The organism is Actinomadura nitritigenes, assembly GCF_017573545.1.
GTDB classification, from domain to species: domain Bacteria; phylum Actinomycetota; class Actinomycetes; order Streptosporangiales; family Streptosporangiaceae; genus Spirillospora; species Spirillospora nitritigenes.
This window is the reverse complement of sequence record NZ_JAGEOK010000001.1, coordinates 265,951-285,248: the sequence shown is the minus strand read 5'-3', so window position 1 is coordinate 285,248 and position 19,298 is coordinate 265,951. Positions and strand designations below refer to the sequence as shown.

Annotated in this window: 15 protein-coding genes; 3 read left to right on the top strand and 12 right to left on the bottom strand. The window is 76.0% G+C overall.

Going from position 1 to position 19,298, the window contains the following annotated elements; translation table 11 throughout:
- Window positions 1–35: 35 nt before the first annotated feature.
- Window positions 36–680, bottom strand: a complete 645-nt coding sequence (locus J4557_RS01075; protein ID WP_208264391.1) for a TetR/AcrR family transcriptional regulator — start codon at window positions 678–680, stop codon at window positions 36–38.
- Between the two features lie 71 nt (window positions 681–751).
- On the opposite strand from J4557_RS01075, the gene J4557_RS01070 reads away from it, so the two are divergent.
- Both J4557_RS01070 and J4557_RS01065 read left to right on the top strand, forming a co-directional pair.
- Entirely contained in the window at window positions 752–1,198 is a 447-nt protein-coding gene (locus tag J4557_RS01070) for a VOC family protein (protein ID WP_208264390.1), read from the top strand.
- Window positions 1,195–2,217, top strand: coding sequence for an aldo/keto reductase (locus tag J4557_RS01065; protein ID WP_208264389.1), 1,023 nt, complete (start codon window positions 1,195–1,197; stop codon window positions 2,215–2,217). Before J4557_RS01070 ends, J4557_RS01065 begins: the two co-directional genes overlap by 4 nt.
- Window positions 2,218–2,230: 13 nt before the next feature.
- On the opposite strand, the gene J4557_RS01060 is transcribed toward J4557_RS01065, so the two are convergent.
- The 4 genes from J4557_RS01060 to J4557_RS01045 all read right to left on the bottom strand — a co-directional run bounded on the left by J4557_RS01060 (window position 2,231) and on the right by J4557_RS01045 (window position 7,512).
- Window positions 2,231–2,884 (bottom strand): DUF1707 domain-containing protein, encoded by a 654-nt coding sequence (locus J4557_RS01060; RefSeq protein WP_243775083.1) that lies wholly within the window; start codon window positions 2,882–2,884, stop codon window positions 2,231–2,233.
- Window positions 2,885–2,901: 17 nt separating this feature from the next.
- The gene (locus J4557_RS01055; RefSeq protein ID WP_208264388.1) at window positions 2,902–5,178 is read right to left on the bottom strand and encodes an FdhF/YdeP family oxidoreductase; all 2,277 of its coding nucleotides are present in this window, start codon (window positions 5,176–5,178) and stop codon (window positions 2,902–2,904) included.
- Window positions 5,179–5,289: 111 nt separating this feature from the next.
- On the bottom strand, window positions 5,290–6,378 hold the full coding sequence (locus J4557_RS01050) for a S1C family serine protease (protein WP_307799259.1): 1,089 nt from the start codon (window positions 6,376–6,378) through the stop codon (window positions 5,290–5,292).
- Between the two features lie 153 nt (window positions 6,379–6,531).
- On the bottom strand, window positions 6,532–7,512 hold the full coding sequence (locus J4557_RS01045; protein ID WP_208264387.1) for a phosphotriesterase family protein: 981 nt from the start codon (window positions 7,510–7,512) through the stop codon (window positions 6,532–6,534).
- A gap of 103 nt (window positions 7,513–7,615) precedes the next feature.
- On the opposite strand from J4557_RS01045, the gene J4557_RS01040 reads away from it, so the two are divergent.
- Entirely contained in the window at window positions 7,616–8,242 is a 627-nt protein-coding gene (locus J4557_RS01040) for a TetR/AcrR family transcriptional regulator (RefSeq protein WP_208264386.1), read from the top strand.
- 158 nt (window positions 8,243–8,400) lie between these two features.
- Here J4557_RS01040 and J4557_RS01035 read toward each other — a convergent pair whose 3' ends face one another.
- The 7 genes from J4557_RS01035 to J4557_RS01005 all read right to left on the bottom strand — a co-directional run bounded on the left by J4557_RS01035 (window position 8,401) and on the right by J4557_RS01005 (window position 19,296).
- Window positions 8,401–9,315, bottom strand: a complete 915-nt coding sequence (locus tag J4557_RS01035) for an LLM class flavin-dependent oxidoreductase (protein ID WP_208264385.1) — start codon at window positions 9,313–9,315, stop codon at window positions 8,401–8,403.
- A gap of 19 nt (window positions 9,316–9,334) precedes the next feature.
- Complete coding sequence (locus tag J4557_RS01030) at window positions 9,335–10,573, bottom strand: multidrug effflux MFS transporter (protein WP_243775082.1); 1,239 nt, start codon at window positions 10,571–10,573, stop codon at window positions 9,335–9,337.
- On the bottom strand, window positions 10,566–11,174 hold the full coding sequence (locus J4557_RS01025) for a malonic semialdehyde reductase (RefSeq protein ID WP_208264384.1): 609 nt from the start codon (window positions 11,172–11,174) through the stop codon (window positions 10,566–10,568). Before J4557_RS01025 ends, J4557_RS01030 begins: the two co-directional genes overlap by 8 nt.
- A gap of 146 nt (window positions 11,175–11,320) precedes the next feature.
- A complete protein-coding gene (locus tag J4557_RS01020; RefSeq protein ID WP_208264383.1) occupies window positions 11,321–13,045 on the bottom strand; it encodes a TRAFAC clade GTPase domain-containing protein in 1,725 nt (574 codons plus the stop codon).
- A 4-nt stretch (window positions 13,046–13,049) separates the two neighbouring features.
- A complete protein-coding gene (locus J4557_RS01015) occupies window positions 13,050–15,362 on the bottom strand; it encodes a GAP1-N2 domain-containing protein (RefSeq protein WP_208264382.1) in 2,313 nt (770 codons plus the stop codon).
- Window positions 15,363–15,364: 2 nt separating this feature from the next.
- Window positions 15,365–16,624: a TRAFAC clade GTPase domain-containing protein gene (locus tag J4557_RS01010; protein ID WP_208264381.1), complete on the bottom strand. Its 1,260-nt coding sequence runs from the start codon at window positions 16,622–16,624 to the stop codon at window positions 15,365–15,367.
- A complete protein-coding gene (locus J4557_RS01005; protein ID WP_208264380.1) occupies window positions 16,624–19,296 on the bottom strand; it encodes a SaeA-related protein in 2,673 nt (890 codons plus the stop codon). The genes J4557_RS01010 and J4557_RS01005 overlap by 1 nt, the downstream gene beginning before the upstream one ends.
- Between the last annotated feature and the right edge of the window lie 2 nt (window positions 19,297–19,298).

Sequence of the window (19,298 nt, the reverse complement as noted above, 5' to 3'; positions counted from 1 at the left end):
TTCCCGTGGGGAAGGGCTGTGCCGGGTGATGGGGATCAGGCGCCCGGGGGGTCGCCGCCGTAGAGGGTCGAGATCCAGGCGTTGGTGAGGACGTCGATCAGGACCTCCTCGTCGTCGAACGGCGGGACTCCGGCCGCGGCGAGGTAGTAGAGGCGTTCTCCCAGCCAGGTCAGCGACGCGGCCACGGCGCGCGTGTCCATCGAGCCGAGCCGCCGGCGGGCGGCGGGGTCGGACTCGATGCGCGCCGCGGCGGCGTCCGTGAACAGGTCCATCTGCTGGAGCCACAGCTCCCGCAGGCCCTCGTCCGAGGCCCAGCTCTCCACGATGGCCATGAGAACGCCGGCGTTGTCGCGCCACAGCCGGGCCCCGGCGGTCACGCCGGCCCGGAGCGCGGAGACCGGATCCTGCTCCTGGTCGATCCACGGGCGTGCCGCCTGCTGCCCCTGCGCGACGGCCTCGCGCACGAGCTCGCCGAGCACGGCCTGCTTGCTCGGGAAGTAGAAGTAGAAGCTGGCCCGGGAGACCTCGGCGGCGGTGAGGACGTCGGCCACGCTGAGGCCGTCGAAGCGGTGCTCCTGCAGCAGCGTGCGCGTGGCGCGCAGGATGCGTTCCCGCAGTTCGGCGGAGGCCGGGGACGATCCGGACCGGCGGGTAGGGTTCACGGGCCGCTTCGAAACCATGGCGCCCATCATAACCTGGACCATACAGACTGTATGGACAAGATGTTCAGACACGTTGTATGGTCCGGGCCATGACGCAGATAGCGATTCATTTGGTGGTCGGCGACCCGGACCAGGCCGCCTCCTGGTATGCCGAGGCGTTCGGAGCTCGGGAGACGAGCCGCCTCACGCTTCCCGGCGGCCGCACCCTGACCGTCGAACTGCTCCTCGGCGACACCGTCCTGGCGGTCGCGGGAGAGATGCCCGAGCGGGGGATGCGCACCCCGGCCGCGCTGGGCGGCACGCCCGCCGCCCTGCACGTCGAGGTCTCCGACGCGGACGCCGCCGCAGCCCGCGCGCTGCGGGCCGGCGCCACGGTCTTCGAGCCGGTGCACGACGCGTTCTGGGGCGACCGCACCGGCCAGTTCCTGGACCCGTTCGGGCACCGCTGGGCCCTGGACCAGCACGTGCGGGACGTATCGCAGGAGGAGATCGCGGAGCGGGCCGCCGAGCTGTTCGGCGGATCGGCGACGGCATGAGGTACCGCACTCTCGGGACGAGCGGCCTCCGCGTCTCCGACCTGGTCCTGGGCGCGATGACGTTCGGGGAGCAGGGCGGGGTCGGCGCGCCGATGCCGGAATGCCGGCGGATGCTGGACCTGTACGCCGAGACCGGCGGCAACATGATCGACACCGCCGTCAACTACCGCGACGGGGCGAGCGAGGAGTTCCTCGGCGAGCTGCTCGGCGGCCGCCGCGACTCGTTCGTCCTCGGGACGAAGTACACGGTCTCCCGCGACCGCGCCGACCCCAACGCCGCCGGGAACCACCGCAAGAACCTGCGGGCGTCCCTGGAGACCAGCCTCCGCCGCCTGCGCACCGACTACGTGGACGTCTACTGGGTGCACATGTGGGACCGGCACACGCCGATCGAGGAGACGATGCGGGCGCTGGACGACGCGGTGCAGGCGGGCAAGGTGCTGTACGTCGGCATCTCCGACGCGCCGGCCTGGGTCGTCGCCCGCGCCAACACGCTGGCGCAGTGGCACGGCTGGAGCCCGTTCATCGGCCTGCAGGTCCCCTACAGCCTGCTCCAGCGCGACATCGAACGCGAGCTCCTGCCGATGGCCGAGTCGCTCGGCCTCGGCGTCACCGCGTGGAGCCCGCTGGCCGGCGGGGTGCTGACCGGCAAGTACGGGCGTCCGGCGTCCGCCGCCGGCGGCCGGCTGTCCTCGGCGTCCCTTTCGGACCGGGACCACGCCGTCGCCCGCGCCGTCCAGGACGTCGCCGGCGAGATCGGTGCCACCCCCTCGCAGGTGGCGATCGCCTGGACGATGAACCGCTCCCGCGCGATCCGTCCCATCGTCGGAGCCCGCACCGCGGACCAGCTCCGCGACAACCTCGCCGCCGCCGACCTGGCCCTGCCGGCCGAGGCCGTCACCCGGCTGGAGGAGGCCACCGGCTTCGCCCTCGGATTCCCCGGCGACTTCATCGCCCAGACGTCCTCGTGGGTCTTCGGCTCCGCCCTGGTCGACCGGACCACCGCGGCGGCGCCATAGCCGGACGCGCGGCTCAGTCGCCGGGTCCGCGGTCCTCCGGTTCGTTGCGGAGCTTCTTCTGCCGGCGGCGGGGCTTGCGCTTGACGTCCACGCCGCCCCAGAACGCGAAGCCCTTCACGACGACCGTGGGGGAGCCGGGGGCGCCGGCGGCGCTCGCGCCGTGGTCGAACCCGCCCATGACGCCGATGCCCTTGACGTGCACCGTGATGTCGTCGGGCACGATGATCTGGACGCCGCCCATGAGGGCGAACGCGCGGATCGTCACCTCGGAGCCGGTGAAGCGGGCCTCGCGCAGGTCGATCTTGCCGCCGCCCCAGAACGCGAACGCGGTGAACGCCCGGGGGACGTTCCACACGCCGGTCCGGGTGAAGCCGCTCATGACGCCGATGCCGGACGACCAGGACGGGGCGCCGTCGACCGGGCGCCGGTCGGCGCCGCCGAGGGGAGCGGGCGCGGTGCCCGTCCCCGTCACCGGCAGGTCGCGGGTGAGCGGCTCCAGGTCGGCGTAGGTCTTCGCCGCGTACACCGCGTCCAGGCGCTCGTCGAGCTCCTCGAGCGTGAGCCGTCCGTCGCCGGCCGCGTCGCGCAGCACCTGCGCGACCCGGTCGCGGTCGGCGTCACCGGCCCGCATCTCCGGCGTACCGGCGTGCTCCGGCAGGTTCGTCATGCCCCGAGCCTAGACGGTCAGGCCGGGACCAGACGGATGATCACGGACTTGGAGGTGGGGGTGTTGCTGACCTCGGCGGTGCTGTCGAGGGGGACCAGGACGTTCGTCTCCGGGAAGTAGGCGGCGGCGCAGCCGCGGGCGGTCGGGTAGGCCACGGCGCGGAAGGCGGGGGCGCGGCGCTCGACGCCGTCGGTCCACTCCGACACCAGGTCGACCGTGGCGCCGTCGGCGATGCCGAGCCCGGCCAGGTCCTCGGGGTTGACGAACACGACGCGGCGCCCCGCCTTGACGCCGCGGTAGCGGTCGTCCAGGCCGTAGATGGTGGTGTTGTACTGGTCGTGGCTGCGGACGGTCTGGAGCAGCAGCCGCCCCTCCGGGACGCGCAGCACCTCCAGCTCGTTGACGGTGAGGTTGGCCTTGCCGGTGGCGGTCGGGAAGCGGCGCTCGTCGCGCGGCGCGTGCGGGAGGGTGAAGCCGCCGGGCTCGCGGACGCGGGCGTTGTAGTCGGCGAAGCCGGGGACGACGCGGGACACGTGGTCGCGGATCACGTCGTAGTCGCGTTCCATCGCGTCCCAGGCGATGCCGGACCCGCCGAGCGTCGCGCGGGCGAGGCGGCAGACGATCGCGACCTCGGAGAGCAGGTGCTCCGAGGCGGGCGCGAGGCGGCCGCGGGAGGCGTGCACCATGCCCATGGAGTCCTCGACCGAGACGAACTGCGGCCCGGACGCCTGCTCGTCGCGCTCGGTGCGGCCGAGCGTCGGCAGGATGAGGGCGAGCTCGCCGGTCACCGCGTGCGAGCGGTTCAGCTTCGTCGACACCTGCGCGGTGAGCCGGCAGGAGCGCAGCGCCCTCTCGGTGACGTCGGAGTCGGGCGTGGCGCGGACGAAGTTGCCGCCCATGCCGAGGAACACCGTGGCCTTGCCGTCGCGCATCGCGCGGATCGCGTCGACGGTGTCGAGGCCGTGCTCGCGCGGCGGGTCGAACGCGAACTCCGCGGCGAGCGCGTCGAGGAACTCGGGCTTGGGCTTCTCGTAGATGCCCATCGTCCGGTCGCCCTGGACGTTGGAGTGGCCGCGGACCGGGCAGACGCCCGCGCCGGGCCGGCCGATGTTGCCGCGCAGCAGCAGGAAGTTGACGACCTCGCGGATCGTCGGCACCGAGTTGCGGTGCTGGGTGAGGCCCATCGCCCAGCACACCACGATCCGCTCCGACGCGAGGACGTCCCCGAGCGTCGCGGCGATCTCGCCGCGGGTCAGCCCGGTCGCCTCCAGGACGTCGTCCCAGTCGAGGCCGCGGACGTGCCTCTCGAACGCCTCGAACCCGTGGGTGTGGGCGTCGAGGAACTCCCGGTCGAGGGCGCCGGGCGCGTCGGACTCCAGGAGCATCCGGTTCAGCGCCTGGAAGAGCGCGAGGTCGCCGTTCAGCCGGATCTGCAGGAACCGGTCGGCGAGCGCGGTGCCGTGCCCGGTGACGCCGGACGGGCGCTGCGGGTTCTTGAACCGCATCAGCCCGGCCTCGGGCAGCGGGTTCACCGCGACGATCCGCGCGCCGCCCTTCTTGGCCCGCTCCAGCGCGGACAGCATGCGCGGGTGGTTGGTGCCGGGGTTCTGCCCGACGACGAAGATCAGGTCGGCCCGGTAGAGGTCCTCCAGCAGCACCGAGCCCTTGCCGACGCCGATCGTCTCGCCGAGCGCCGACCCGGACGACTCGTGGCACATGTTGCTGCAGTCGGGCAGGTTGTTGGTGCCGAACGCGCGGGCGAACAGCTGGTAGGCGAACGCGGCCTCGTTGCTGGTGCGCCCCGAGGTGTAGAAGACGGCCTCGTCGGGGGAGTCCAGCGCCTTCAGCTCCGCCGCCAGCAGCCCGATCGCCTCGTCCCACGACACCGGCTCGTAGTGCGCGGACCCGGCGCGCTTCAGCATCGGCTCGGTCAGCCGGCCCTGCTGCCCGAGCCAGTGGTCGGAGCGCCCGGCCAGCTCGTCCACGGTGTGCGCGGCGAAGAACTCGCGGGTGACGCGCCGCGTCGTCGCCTCCTCCGCGACGGCCTTGGCGCCGTTCTCGCAGAACTCGGCGACGTGCCGGTGGTCGCCCTCCGGCCACGCGCAGCCGGGGCAGTCGAACCCCTGCTTCTGGTTGACGCGCAGCAGCGTCAGCGCCGTCCGGCGGACGCCCATCTGGTCGTAGGACTGGCGCAGCGCCGCCGTGACGCCGGGGACGCCGGCGGCCCACGTCTTCGGCTCCGACACCCGCATCCCGGTGTCGTCGAAGTCGTCGGCGGGCGCCTTGCGGGTCATGGTTCACATCCTCGCGGGTCGGGTGCCTCCACTGTCGCACGCCGCGGGCCGTCTCCGCGCGGGCCAGTCGCGTCCAGCGGGGGCCCGGGCGCCGCCGCGAGGACGCCCGGGCTACTGCGGCGGGCCGTCGGCCAGGCGGAGCGCGGCGGCCGACCGGGTGCCCTGGGCGGTGAACCATTCCAGCCGGACGGTCTCGCCGGGATGGTGGGCGAGCATCAGCCCGGTGAGCGTCGTCGGCGAGTCGACCGTGGCGCCGCCGAGCGAGATGATCGTGGCGCCGACCGGGACGCCGGCCTCGTCGGCCGGGGTGCCGGGCACGACCTCGGCCACCTGGGCGCCCTGGGTGTCGCCGGAGCGGACCTTCACCCCGAGCATGGCGGTCGGGCCGATGTGCACGGTCGCCGACGCCTGGCCGCGGGCGATCTGCCGGGCGATCGCGAGGGCCCGGTCGGACGGGATGGCGTAGCCGCGGTGGGTGCCCTTCGGCTTGGACCTGCCGACGGTGAACGACGCGGACGCCGCGGTGTTGATGCCGATGACCCGGCCGCGGGTGTTCAGCAGCGGGCCGCCGGAGTCGCCCGGCCTGATCGGCGCGCTCGTCTCGATCATGCCGGTGAGCCGCTCGGAGGTGCCGTCGCTGTCGTCGCGGGCGGTGACCGTCTGGTCCAGCGAGGTGACCTTGCCGGTGACGACCGTCGGGGTGCCGCCCTTGCCGCCGGCGTTGCCGACGGCGGTGACGGGGTCGCCGACGCCCACCGAGGACGGGTCGCCGAACACCGCGGCCTTCAGCCGGGCGGCGCCGAACAGCCGGATCACGGCGACGTCGCTCTGCCGGTCGTAGCCGACGATCTGGGCGGTGTAGGAGCGCCGGTTGTCGGTGTCGGTGCCCTTGATCGTGGTGGCGCCCTGGATGACGTGGTTGTTGGTCAGCACCAGCCCGGAGGGGTCCATGACGATCCCGGTGCCGGCGGCGCGGGTGCTGTTCAGGCCCTGCTCGGTGTCGATGTTGACGACGCCGGGGCGGCGCCCGCTCGGCTTCTCGTGCTGGACGACCGGCGTCTTGACCGGCGGCGGGACGTCCTCCGGGCCCGCACCGCCGCGGTCGAGCGCCTGGCAGCCGGGCGCGACGAGGACCAGCAGCGCCACCAGCAGCATGGGGATCGCGGCGCGGAGCCCGCGATGCTCGAAGACCTCGTTCACCGGCGCCTCCTAGCAGTTTCCACCCATGATTCCCGATCCGGGGGGATTAGTCCTTGAGACGGCTTCTTGACCACCTCATGGCTAACCGTTATGGATGGAGACGCGCTCGGGAGACGCCGCCCGGCTGCGAGGCGCGCGCCGTGGCGCGCGCTGTCAGCGGGTGAAGTAGCGGCGCGGGTTCGCGACGAGCATCTGGTCGATCTGCCCGTCCGGCACGCCCGCCTCGCGCAGTGCGGGCAGCACGTCGTCGCTGATGTGCCGGTAGTTCCAGTTCGGCGCGAACGCCGGGACGGTCGCCGGGTCGGGACCGAACCAGTCGATGAAGCAGCTCGCGTCGTGGCTGAGCACCATCCGGTCGGCGTAGCCGCGCTCGCACAGCGCCGCGACGGTCCTGACCCGGTCGGCGGTCGGGTTGATGACGTCCAGGCCGAACCGGTCCATGCCGAGGATCGCGCCGGTGTCCGCCAGCTCCATCAGGTAGTCGAGGTCGTTGCTGTCCCCGGCGTGCCCGACGACGACCTTGCTCAGGTCGACGCCCTCCTTGCCGAGGATCTCCACGACCGTCCGGCCCGCGTGGATCGAGCTCTCGGTGTGCACCGTCACCGGGGCGCCCGTCTCCCGGTGCGCGGCCGCGACGGCCCGCAGCACCCGCTCGACGCCGGGGGTGAGGCCCGGCGCGTCCATCGCGCACTTGAGGAACGCGGCCTTGACGCCGGTGCCGGCGATGCCCTGCGTCAGGTCGCGGACGAAGTAGCCGACCATCGGGTCGTGGCCGTCGTCCATCAGCGTTCCCGGCCCGCGGTAGTGGAACTGGAACGGCAGGTCGTTGTAGGTGTAGATCCCGGTGGCCGCGATGATGTTGAGCTCGGGGACCTGCTCGGCGATCCGCTGGATGCGCGGGATGTAGCGGCCGAGGCCCCACACGGTCGGGTCCGCGATCGCGGTGATGCCGCGCGCGGGCAGCTCCCGCAGCTTGGCCACCGCGTCGGCGACCTTCTCCTCCTCGTCCCACCAGTCGCCCGCGCCGTAGTTCTCGACGTGCTCGGCGCTGAGGCAGAAGACGTGCTCGTGCATGTACGTGCGACCCAGGGCGGCGACGTCGACGGGTCCGCGGACGGTCTCGACTGCGGGCATCAGGGATCTCCCTCGATCCAGGCTGGGACGGGTGCATACCGACCGGTCGGTTTCTGGCAAGCTATGTCCGTGGACGCGGGCGCGTCAATGGGGAGGAGCGCCGATGACCGAGACCCAGCCTACGGACGCGGCGGCGGACGGCGCGGAGCCCGCGCCGGTCCGGCGCAGCCCCGTGGAGCGGCGCATCCTGGACGCCGCCCTGCGGCTGTTCGCCGAGCGCGGCTTCGACGGGACGTCCGTCCAGGGCATCGTCGAGGCCGCCGAGGTCACCAAGGGCGCCCTCTACCACTACTTCGACTCCAAGGACGCCCTGCTCTACGAGATCTACCACTCGCTCATCGCGCGGCAGCTCGCCGACCTCGACGCCGTCCTCGCCGAGGGGCTCCCGCCGCGCGAGGCCGTCCGCCGGGTGCTCACCGGGCTGATCCTCAGCACCGCCGAGCACATCGACGAGGCGAAGGTGTTCGGCCGCGAGATGCACCGGCTCGACGACGTCCGCATGCACGCCGTCCGCGCCGACCGCCGCCGGTACCACAACACCTTCCGCGGGCTCGTCGAGCAGGGCAAGCGGGACGGCTCGTTCACCACCCCGACGCCCGCCGACACCGTCACGATCGTCGCGCTCGGCATGGTGAACCAGCTCCCGCGCTGGTACCGGGCCGACGGCCCGAAGCCCGCCGCCGACCTGGCCGCCGAGGTCGCCGACTTCATCCTCGCCGCCCTCGACTGACCGGCGCCCGGAACGGAGCGCCGGTCAGTCGAGGGCGCCGGTCAGTCCGCTTCGCCGGGGGCGGGGGCTGTCCCCACCAGGACACCGCCCCTCGGGGAGCCCGGCCAGATCGCGAAGCGATGCCGCGCTCGCCCGAGACCGGTCAGGGGGCGAGCCGACTAGGCGAGGCGCCTGGGCCGGGATTGCAGGAACAGCGCCGCGTCGCGGAGGTCGGCGAGTTCGGCGTTCCAGTCGTCCGGGGCGGACAGCGGGGCGAGGACGAACTTGGACAGGCCCGCCTCCACCAGCCGCTTGAGGTGCGCCTCCAGGCCGTCGAGGTCGGGGACGACGTCGGCGGGATCGGCCGGGCCGCTGATCCTGCGGACGCGCGCGAACCGGGCCGCCGCCTCCTCGGGCAGGGGGCCGCGCCGGTACGGGACGACGGCGCCGAAGTGCTCCTCCTCGATCTCGCGCCCGGCGGCCGCGGCGGCCTCCTGCACCGCGACGCGGCCGCGCTCGGCCTCGGCGGGCGTGGTGAACGCGGCGAGCCAGCCGTCCGACAGCCGCCCGGTGCGGCGCAGCTCCGCGTCCGACGTCCCGCCCATCCACACGTCGAAGCCGCCCTTGACGGGCCTCGGCTCGATCCGCAGCCCGTCGTAGCGGAAGCGCGCGCCGTCGTGGACGACGGCGTCGCCGGCCCAGAAGCGGCGCAGCAGCGGCAGCGCCTCCTCGAAGATCGCGGCGCGCTCCTCCCGGCGGACGCCGAACGCCTGCTGCTCGGCGGGCAGCCGCTGGCCGAGCCCGAACGCGGGCAGCAGCCGGCCGCGCGACAGCACGTCCAGGGACGCCAGCTCCTTGGCGAGCAGGGCGGGGGAGCGGCCGGGCACCGTCATGACCGCGGTGCCGAGCTTGATCCTGGACGTCAGCGCCGCCGCGTGCGCGAGGACGACGACGGGATCGAGCGCCGGTCCGGACGCCCGCTCGGAGACCCAGAGCGAGTCGAAGCCCTCGCGTTCGAGGCCGAGGACGAGGGCGGTGAGGGAGTCGGGTCCGAGCGCGCCGGGCGCGGGCGCCATGCCGATGCGAACGATCACGTCCCGACCGTACGCACGGTCAGTTCGCTGACGCAACCCTCGGCGGCGCGGCCGCGGCGACGGCGGCGGCGAGCAGCGACAGCACCGCGATGGCCACCGCCATGGGCACCGCCGTGCGCGGCCCGGCGATCCCGGCGAGCGGGCCGGCGGCCCCGCCGAGCGCGAACTGCGACAGGCCGAGCAGCGCCGACGCGCTCCCGGTGACCCGCGGCGGCCGGCCGGCCAGCGCGAGCGCCGTCGCGTTCGGCATGATCAGCCCCTGCCCGGACGCGACGAGGAACAGCGCCGGCAGCACCGCGGGCAGCCCGCCCCCGGCGAGCACGGCGCCGAGGAGCAGCAGCCCGCCCGCCGCGACGGTCGCCAGTCCCGCCGCCATCAGCCGGCCCAGCGGCACGCGCCCGGCGAGCCGCCCGCCGACCTGGCCCGCCGCGACGATGCCCAGCGAGTTCACGCCGAAGGCGACGCTGAACGCCTGCGGCGAGAGGTGGTAGACGTCCTGCAGGACGAACGGCGAGCCGGAGATGTAGGTGAACATCGCGGCGAACGCCAGCGCGAGCGCCAGCGCGGGGCCGGTGAACGACCGGTCGCGCGCGAGCGCCCCGAACGTCCGGGCGGTCGCGCGCAGGCCGCCGGTCTCCCGCCGCTCCGGCGGCAGGGTCTCGCCGAGCCCGGCGAGCGTCGCCAGGAGCAGCGCGACGCCGATCCCGGTCAGCACGCCGAAGACGCCGGGCCACGGCATGACCCGCAGCAGCTGCCCGCCGATGACCGGTGCCAGGATCGGCGCGAGCCCGTTGACGAGCATCAGCGAGGAGAAGAACCGCGCCGCCGCCGCCCCGTCGTACAGGTCCCGGACGACGGCGCGCGCGATGACGATCCCCGCCGCCCCGGCCGCGCCCTGCACGACCCGCAGCGTGATCAGGGTCTCCACGTTCGGCGCCGCGACGCACAGCAGCGACGCGACGGCGTACGCGGCCAGCCCGGCGAGCAGCGGCCTGCGCCGCCCGAGCGCGTCGCTCAGCGGCCCCGCGACGGCCTGACCCACGGCCAGCCCGGCCACGCAGGCGGTCAGGGTGAGCTGCGCCTGCACCGCGCCCGTCGACAGGTCGGACGCGACCCGGGGCAGCGCCGGCAGGTACATGTCGATCGACAGCGGCGCCATCGCGCTCAGCGCGCCCAGCACCAGGATCAGCGCGACCCGCCGGTCCGCGCGGGCGGCCGCGCCCGCGGGCGCGGCCGTCCCGGCGGGGGGTTCAGACAACCTTCACCGCCTGCTCGAACTCGAGGCGGGGGTTGCGGGGGAACCAGGCGTCCGGGCCGGGCTTGCCGGCGTTGACGACGGCGATGGCGCGCTGGTTGCCCTCGAGGAACTCCTTCTCGACGGCGGCGGCGTCGAAGCCCGCCATCGGGCCGGCGGCGAGGCCGGCGGCGCGGATGCCGAGGATGAGGTAGCCGAGCTGGATGGAGGCGTTGAAGCGGGCCATGGCGGGGCGGCCGGGGTTGGCGTGCATGGCCTCGCGGGCGCCCTCCCGGTGCGGGAAGGTGACGGGGAGGTGCTCGTGGAAGTCCTCGTCGGCGGCGACGATGAGGGTGAGCGGCGCGGACGCGGTCTTGGCGCGGTTCCCCTCGGCCATCAGCGGCAGGAGCCGCTCGCGCGCCTGCGGGGTGTGGACGGCGACGAGGCGCAGCGGCTGGGCGTTCATCGCGGTCGGCGCCCACTTGACCAGGTCGTAGATCGCGCGGAGCTGATCGTCGGTCACGGGCTCGTCGCTGAAGGTGTTGGCGGTGCGGGCCTCGCGGAACAGCAGGTCCTGCGCGGACGCGTCGATGGCGAGCAGCCCTTCGGGCGCGATCGTCGTCATGTCCTCACCTCTCGGTCGGTCGGCTGGGGGAGCCGGCGGGGTCGGCCGGCTCCGAGAGGCTGTAACCGGATGACGGTCCGTTATCTGCCGCGTCAGGAAGTGCGATGCGTCACACCCGGGCGCGCCTCGCGGGCCCGGTGGCGGGTTCAGTAGGGGAACCGCTCCGCGGCGGCCACCACGGCGCCGGTGACGGCCGCGACCGTGAGCACCGACAGCCCGCACAGCACCGCCCAGCGTCCGGCCTGGTAGCCGGCGGGGACACGGGCCGAGCCGCGCCCGCGGACCGGCCAGGGGGCGCGCAGCGGCGCGGTGCCGGGGACCTCCTGCGCGTCGCCGGCGGTGAGGGGATGGTCGCGGCCGGACGGGGCGGCGGGGGCGAGCCCGGACGCCCAGCCGAGCAGGTCCGCGACGTCGGCGGGCTCGGTGGCCAGGCCGGAGGCGAAGTAGCGGACCTGCCCGGCGACCTGGTCGAGGGTGCGGACGGTGTTGCCGAGCCCGACGCCGCCGAGCCAGGCCCGGACGTCGCCGTCGTGGCCGAGGCAGCGGCCGATCTCGGTGCGGGCGAGCAGGTCGGCCTTGGTGACGATGACCGCGACGCGCTTCTGCCGGCCCTGGTCGGACCGGGAGCGCAGGTCGTTCAGGACCCGCTGGAGGGTGTCGGCGGGGTCCTCCTCCGACGAGGCGGCGGCCTGGTCGACGAGGTTCCGCTCGTCCTCGGTGAGCGCGCGGCGGACCTGGGGGAGCGCGAACGGGTCGACGACGAACAGCAGCGCCTCGCCGTGGTCGAGGTAGCGCAGCGACTCGACCTCGGTGGCGCCGGTGTAGTGCTCGCCCGCCGGGTCGAACAGGTAGAGGATGCGGCGGGCGCGGCCGGGCAGGTCGACGTCGACCATGGTGGCGAGCGGCAGCTCCGGGCCGGTCTTGGCGGGGCGCCCGCCGCGCTGGAACTCGCGGATGGCGCCCGCGTACGCCTGCGCGTGCCGCTCCTCCACGAACGCCAGCCGCCCCTGGACGGACCGGGCGCGCGCGTGCAGCGCCCGGATGCCGAGGAACATGAACGTGGTCTTCCCGGCGGCGGGCCCGCCGACGAAGGGCAGCGGCTCAACGCGGACGCGCCCGATGCGCTCGGGGAGGCGGCCGCCGCAGTGCGGGCAGTACGCGGCGAGCCGGAAGCGGCCGAGCGGGACGGTCGTGGGGAGCCGCGCGCCGCACCGGCACACGTGCCGGAACGCCCCGGCGGCCCCCGGCGACAGGCGCCGGTGGCGGGCGCCGCATCCCGGGCACTCGTACTCGGGCAGGCCGATGCGCTCGTAGCAGAACGGGTGCGGGCAGGTCTGCAGGATCCGCCCGTACGCCATGAAGACCCGCTCGACGGCCGCGAGGACCAGCACGCACGCCAGCCACGCCGCCAGCCCGACCGCCGCGACGACCCCGTACAGGACGGTCAGCGCCAGCACGAACCCCGCCGCCGGGACGGCCGCCGCCGCGATCCCCGCGCACAGCGACAGCCAGATCGGGAACGCGAAGAACCCCCACGGCCCGCCGAGCAGCGTCCGGGTGAGCCGGACGACGATGCCGGACGCGATCCGGTACACCTGCGGGACGACCGTCCGGCTGATCGTCCACCAGTCCCGCCACACCTGGGCGAGCAGGTAGTTGCGGTAGGCGACGTCCGGAGAGGCGACGGGGGACGGGCCGTCGAGCGCGGACGGCACCAGCGTGCGGCACGCGTTCAGGTAGTAGACGCCGAGCGCGGCGGCGCCCGCGACGATCAGCGTCGCGGGGAAAAGCACCGGGAACACGTACCAGAACCCGAGCCACATCGCCCCCGCCCACACGACGACCAGCAGCAGCGCGATCAGGATCTGCACGGGCTCACCTCCCCTCGTCGCCGGCGAGGAGGTCCTGCAGCGCGGCGCGCAGCTCCGGCCGGTCGGCCAGGCGCGCGTCGAGCTGCCGGGCGGCGAGCCAGCGGCCCGCGGCGCCGCGCGCCCAGGACTCCAGGTCCGGTTCGGTGATCCCGCGCGTGCGCAGCCGCAGCACGATCTCGATCAGGTCGTTGCGGCGCTCGACGTCGGCGCCGCGCAGCTGGGCGCGGCCGGCGCGCGCGCGGGCGGGCAGCTCGGCCGTCCAGCGCGCGGCGATCCGGGCCCGCAGGGGTGCGGGCACCGCGGCGAGCAGTGCCGCGCGGAACGCGGGCGGGCGGCGGCACAGCCGCCGCGCCGCCGCCTCGAACGCCTCGCCGACGAGCCGAGCGGATGCGCCCTGCGCGCGCGCAAGCGCGTCCATGGCCCGCGCCGCCTCGCCGGGCCGGGAGGCGGTGATCGCGTCGGCGTAGGCGCGGACGGCGGCGGCGTCCGCGGCGGCGCGCCCGCCGGGCAGCACCGACGGCACGAGCGCCGCGAGCCGCAGGCTCTGCGCGTCGGCGAGGGCGTCGCTGCCGGCGCGCTCGAACGTCCGCGACGGCAGCGCCGCCAGCGTCGGGCTCGCCGCCGGCTCCTTTCCGAGCGCGTCGAGCAGGTCCGCGCACTCGGCCGCCGTCGGCGGCACCGCCCACACCTCCGCGAGCGCCGCCTCGACGTCCGCCCCCTTCAGGCGGAGGAGGCCGGCGGTCGCCTCGATGCGGCGCCGGCGGTCGCGCCGCCCGACGGAGGCGAGCACCGGGACCGCGACGGCGGGCACCGCGCGGAGGCTCTCGGCCGCGTGCTCGTGGAGCAGGTCGCAGGCGCCCGGCGTGAGGGCGGCCGCCCGTTCGCGCGCTCCGGCTTCGGCGAGGCCGGTGATGGCGCCCTCCAGCAATGCGCTGCGCGCCGAGGCCGGGCAGGCGCGGTACGCGGCGGGCAGGTCGGCGGCGCCGAGACGGGCCTTCTCCGCGGCGGCCGCAGCGAGCCCCTCCAGATCGACACGGGTGCCCGCGCGCGCGGCGACCGCCGCGACCGCCGCGACCTCGGCCAGGTCGGGCGCGTCCGCGAGCGCCCGCGCCACGCGCGGCTCCAGCTCGTCGGCGCGTTCCGGCAGCTCGGGCATCCGGTCGCGCGCGGCCGGGTCGGACAGGGCGAGGACCGCGATCCGCGCCGCGCAGTCCCGCGCGACGCCGGTCGCGCCCGCCGCGAGGGCCCGCTCGTGGACGGCGAGCGCCAGCTCCAGGCCCATCGACGCGACGCCCGGCGCGAGGTCGCGCCACACCCAGTCGGGGACGACCGCGCCCGGCCGCGACAGCAGCGCCCCGGCCGCGCTCTCCTCGCCGGGGGTGACGGGCGCGTCGCGGCGGCACAGCGCCAGCAGCGCCGCGGCGCCCTCCAGCGCCGCCGGGTCGCACGGTGCCGCGCCGTCCGGCAGCGCGAGCTCGCCGAGCGCGTCGAGGGCGGGGAAGTCGGCGTCCCGCCAGCACGCCGCGACGGTCCGCGCGAAGCGGGACGCGCCGCCCGCGCCGCCGAGGCCGCCGTGCAGGTCGACGGCCAGCGCGTGGGACGCGTGGTGCCGCACCGCGTTCCACACGTCCGGGGTGGTGCCGACGAGGCGCTGCGCGGCGCCGTCGGGATCGGCGGTGTAGGTGACGAACGACAGCCGCTCCGCCGCCGCGACCGGCAGCGAGTACGACACCACCGCGATCCAGCGGGCGATCAGCTCGACGTCGGCGGCGACCAGCACGATCCGGCCGTGGCCCCGGCCGAGGACGCCGGCGACCGCGTCCACCAGCCGGGCGAGGGTCCCGTACGCGTCGGGCGGCCCGGACCCCGCGAGCCACTCCGCGAGCGACTCGGGGTCGAGCGCGGCGCCGGGCGCGAGGTCGTCCAGCTCGCCGAGGTCGCCGTCGCCGGGCAGCGGCGCCCACATCGGCGCGTGCCACAGCTCGGCGGGACGCAGCCCCTCCAGCTCGTCGGGGTCGGCGACCACCGCGTGGGCGAAGAAGTTGCCGTACCGTCCGGAGTAGTCGCGGCCCAGGTAGCGGCAGCGCAGCAGCAGCGGGCGCCCGTCCACCCGGTCGTACAGCAGCGAGACGGGGAACCGGTCCAGCTCGGCGTCGTCGGGGGACAGCGGCGCGTCCGGCGGCGGGCGGTACGACAGGTACGGCGTGACCGCCGCCCGCACCCCGTCGGGCAGGCCCGGCGTCTCCGCGACGAACTGGAACCCGGCCCGGCCGGTGGGCCCGCGCCGCGCGGAGGTGTAGTGCAGCTGCCACGCCACCGTCACGAACCCCCGGGGCGGACGCCGTCGAGCATCCCGAACCGGTACAGCAGCCACAGCAGCGGGTCCTCGGCGCGGTGCGGGCGGACGCCGCCGGCGCCGACCCGGCCGTCCTCGGGGACGCCGCCGAGCGCCGACAGCCCGAACAGCGCGTGCTCGGCGTACTGCTGCCCGAGGTAGGTGTCGAGCTGGCCGGCCTGCCACTCGTGCAGCAGCGCCCGGACCTGCTCGTCCACCGCGTCGCGGTCGTCGAGGTCGAGGACGCCCGCGCCGGACCGGGACCGGCGCAGCGCCGACTGCCGCAGCAGGTCCGGGCGCAGCGCGTCGATCTTGGTGAGGGCGACCGCGACCGGCACCGGCAGCGGCTCGCCGGGACGGGTGCCGTGCCGTTGCCGCAGCGCGTCGGTGACCCGCGCGATGATGTCCAGCGGCTCGCCGCCGGCGTCGTCGCCGGAGCCGCGCGGCTCCGGGACGGTGTCGGAGATCCCCGCCCGCGCGCCCGGCAGCTCCAGCGGGTCGACCAGGAAGATGATCGCGTCCGCCGCCTCCAGGTAGCGCAGGTGCAGGTCGGTCGCCTCGCGGCTGCGCAGGTCCTCGCCGGCGGTGTCGAACAGCACCAGCGCGAGCGAGTCGTTGCGCGGGCGGGCGAACCGGCCCTGCCGGAACCGGCCGGCCCGCGTCCGCGTCAGCAGGTAGACGAGGGGCTCGCGCGGGCCCGTCGCGGCGCTCGCGGTCGTCGGCAGCAGCCGCCGCTCCTCCAGCAGCGGCCGCGCGAAGTCGCGCTTGTAGCGCTCGATGGTCCGGTCGTCGCACGCGACGAGCGAGGAGTCCAGCTCCGTGCCGACCCGGTTCATCAGCTCGTGCAGCAGCACCGCGATGTAGGTGCTCTTGCCGGCGTTCTTCGCGCCGACCAGCGCGACGATCCGGCCGGGGGAGTCGCAGTACGCCGACGGCAGCGGGTTGTGGCACTCCGGGCACGCCCGGTTCCCCGTCGGGACGCCGCACCCGGGGCAGTCGGCGCGCCCCTTGCGTCCCGGCGCGGCGAACACCGGCGGCAGCGACGCGCCCGCCGTCGACCCCGTGTAGGCGGCCAGCCGCTCGTCGAGGACGGGCGCGCAGCCCTGCCGCCGCCCCGCCTGCCCGCGGCAGCGGAACAGGATCCGCTGCGGCGCGACGGACGCGAAGCAGTACGGGCAGGTGACGCCGTGCCGGGGGAAGAGCCGCGCGGGCGCGCCCGGCAGGCGGGCGAGGGGTCTGGTCATCACGGGACCTGGAGTCGGCGGATCGGGGGATCGGTGAGTTCGATGACATCATCATCGGCGAAGCAGCGCAGCCAGTACGGCCCGGACGCGTCCGGGACGGCCACGGAGAGCTCGCCGGGCACCGGCACCTGCTCCCACGCGCCGAGCGTCTCGCCGTCGCCCGCCCGGTACGGCATCACCCGGCCGCGCCGCAGCACCAGCGACAGCCGCGCCACCCGCAGCGGCCGCGAGCAGGTGAGCCGCAGCGTCAGCGACCGCCGCCACGGCGGCCCCGTCCGCTCCAGGTCGTAGCGGACGACGGTGCGCGCCTCGACCTCGGCGGTCGCCGGCGGGCCGGTCACCCGCGTCCCGCCGACGGTGCCGGCCGCCGCCACGGCCAGCTCGACGGGCTCGTCCTCGGGGACCGGCAGCCGGACGCCGCCCTGGGTGTCGTACGCGGCGCGGGTGACCGTCGCGCGCCGCTCCGCGTCCGGGTCCGGGGAGCGGCGCGCGCCGCGGCCGATCCGGTACACCAGGTCGACCTCCGCGACGTCCGGCGGCCAGTCGAACCCGACGTGCACGTGGTCGCCGCGCCGCTCGGCGACGAGCCGGCGCGGCGGGGGCAGGTTCACGTACCGGTGGTACGCGCCGATCGCGGCGGTGCCCTCGGCGACGGTCACGGCGAGCAGCCAGCCGCCCGCGCCGGGCCGTACCGCGAGGCCGCCCGCCGCCGGCGTGCACGCGAGCCGCCGCGTTGCTCGCCGGACCTCCTCCACCGGGACCAGCGCGCTGCGCGGCCACGGCGGCGGCACCGGCGACAGCACCAGCTCCGCCGTGCCGTGCGGGGGCGGCGCGAACCGCACCCGCAGCAGTCCCGGGTCGGCCGGGTCGGGCTCGGCGGCCAGCTCGTACACCGGCACGGGCGGCGCGCTCGGCGTCACCGACGCCCGCACGCCCGGCGTGGCCACCTCGCGGCCCGCCGCGTCCAGGTAGACGGCGCTGATCAGGTAGTGGTGGGTGCGGCCGTTCGGCACCCGCTCGCGGAACCCGTCGCGTCCCGCCTCGACCGGCGCCCCGTCCCGCGAGACGACGACCCGCGCCGCCTCCGCCGGGCACCGCCACCGGCCGGTGACCTGCCCGTCCCCGGCCAGCAGCTCGACCTCGCCCGGCTCGGGACGCACGACGACCGGCCCCGCGACGGCGGGCGGGGCGGCGGCGTCGCCGCGCACCGCGACGGCGCCGTAGTACAGCGGGACGTTCACCGGCGGCCGCTCGTCGCGCTCCCCGGCGATCGCCTCGCCGTCCCCGGCGCCGCGCGGGGGGCGCCCGGTCCGCCGCACGAGCCGGTAGCCGACCTCGCCGGCGGTCGACGGAGACGGCTCCCACGACAGCCGGACGGCGGCGCCGGTCCCGCCCGTGCCGGCCCCGCCCGTGTCGACGTCGGCGCGCAGCGCCGGGACGGGCCTGGGCGGCAGCCGCCGCTGGTGGTCGCGGGCGCCGGGCAGGTCGCGGACGAGCCGCAGCGCGTCGGCGAGCAGCCGCCACGCCCGGTCCGGGTCGGGCTCGGCGGCGGCGTTCTCGCGCAGCCGCAGCGCGGTGTCGACGCGGTGCCGCGCCTCGGCGGCGAGCACCTCCTCCTCCGACGGCTCGCCCGCCCCGCCGGCGGCGGGGATCGCGGACGCGTCCGCCAGCTCCGACGCCGCGAACACCTCGCCCGCGTCCAGCAGCGAGCGCAGCCGCCCGGCCAGGCCGCCGCCCCCGGCCGTCTCCCGCACCACCGCGAACACCAGCCGCCGCGCGTCCTCCGCGTGGACGCCGAGGTCGTCGGTCGCGTGCCGCAGCAGCGCCCGCTCGGACGCCCGCTGCCGGAACCGCTCCCGCAGCCGGTCCACGATGTCGTAGCGGACGAGTTCGGCCAGGTCGGCGCCGGACCGCAGCGCGGCCAGGACGGTCCCGGCGTGCGTGGTGCTGGTGTCGCGGCTGCGGCGCGCCCACTCGTCGCCCGCGGCGGCGACCGCGTCCGCGTCGAGCCGCAGCACCCCGCCGCGCAGCGCCGACGCCCCCGGCGCGCCCGGCGCCGCGGGCGCGGTGAAGCCGTCCAGCACCCGGATCGGGCCCGCGATCCGCGCCCCGAACAGGAAGTCGGCCAGGTGCCGCTTGCCGAGCACGCCGAGCGACTCGCGGACCTTCCGGTACGCCGCGTACGGCGCGACGGGCGGCAGCGGGTCCGGCTCGCGGACGGTGACGCCCTCGGCGGCGGCGAGCCGCTCCAGCTCGGCGCGCGCGACCCCGCCCGACCGGGCGATCGCCTCGACCTCGGCGGGCGTCACCATGCGCAGGAACCCGGCCGCGTCCGCCAGCCCGGCGCGGGCCTGCGCGCGGCGCCGCTCGCCGCGCTCCCGGCCGCCCGCCAGCCGCTCCTCCAGCGCCCGCAGGTCGCCGTGCCCGGCGGCGGCGAACAGCGGCGCCAGCTCCCGGTGCTCGGCCTCCAGCCGGTCGATCAGCTTGCGGTACTTCAGCTGGCCGCGCGCCCGCCGCCAGCACTGCCGCACCTGCTTCACCCGCGCCTCGACGCCCGGCCCGGACAGCGGGTCGGCCAGCGCGTACCGGACGCGCAGGTCCTCGGGCGGCTGGTCGCCCGCGGCCCGCGCCGGCTCCAGCACCTCCCGCCGGTACTCCTCGTCGAACGTCACCG

Coding starts and splice junctions, on each gene's coding strand:
- J4557_RS01075 (WP_208264391.1), bottom strand. CDS start 680: ATGGTTTCGAAGCGGCCCGTGAACCCTACCCGCCGGTCCGGATCGTCC.
- J4557_RS01070 (WP_208264390.1), top strand. CDS start 752: ATGACGCAGATAGCGATTCATTTGGTGGTCGGCGACCCGGACCAGGCC.
- J4557_RS01065 (WP_208264389.1), top strand. CDS start 1,195: ATGAGGTACCGCACTCTCGGGACGAGCGGCCTCCGCGTCTCCGACCTG.
- J4557_RS01060 (WP_243775083.1), bottom strand. CDS start 2,884: ATGACGAACCTGCCGGAGCACGCCGGTACGCCGGAGATGCGGGCCGGT.
- J4557_RS01055 (WP_208264388.1), bottom strand. CDS start 5,178: ATGACCCGCAAGGCGCCCGCCGACGACTTCGACGACACCGGGATGCGG.
- J4557_RS01045 (WP_208264387.1), bottom strand. CDS start 7,512: ATGCCCGCAGTCGAGACCGTCCGCGGACCCGTCGACGTCGCCGCCCTG.
- J4557_RS01040 (WP_208264386.1), top strand. CDS start 7,616: ATGACCGAGACCCAGCCTACGGACGCGGCGGCGGACGGCGCGGAGCCC.
- J4557_RS01025 (WP_208264384.1), bottom strand. CDS start 11,174: ATGACGACGATCGCGCCCGAAGGGCTGCTCGCCATCGACGCGTCCGCG.
- J4557_RS01010 (WP_208264381.1), bottom strand. CDS start 16,624: ATGACCAGACCCCTCGCCCGCCTGCCGGGCGCGCCCGCGCGGCTCTTC.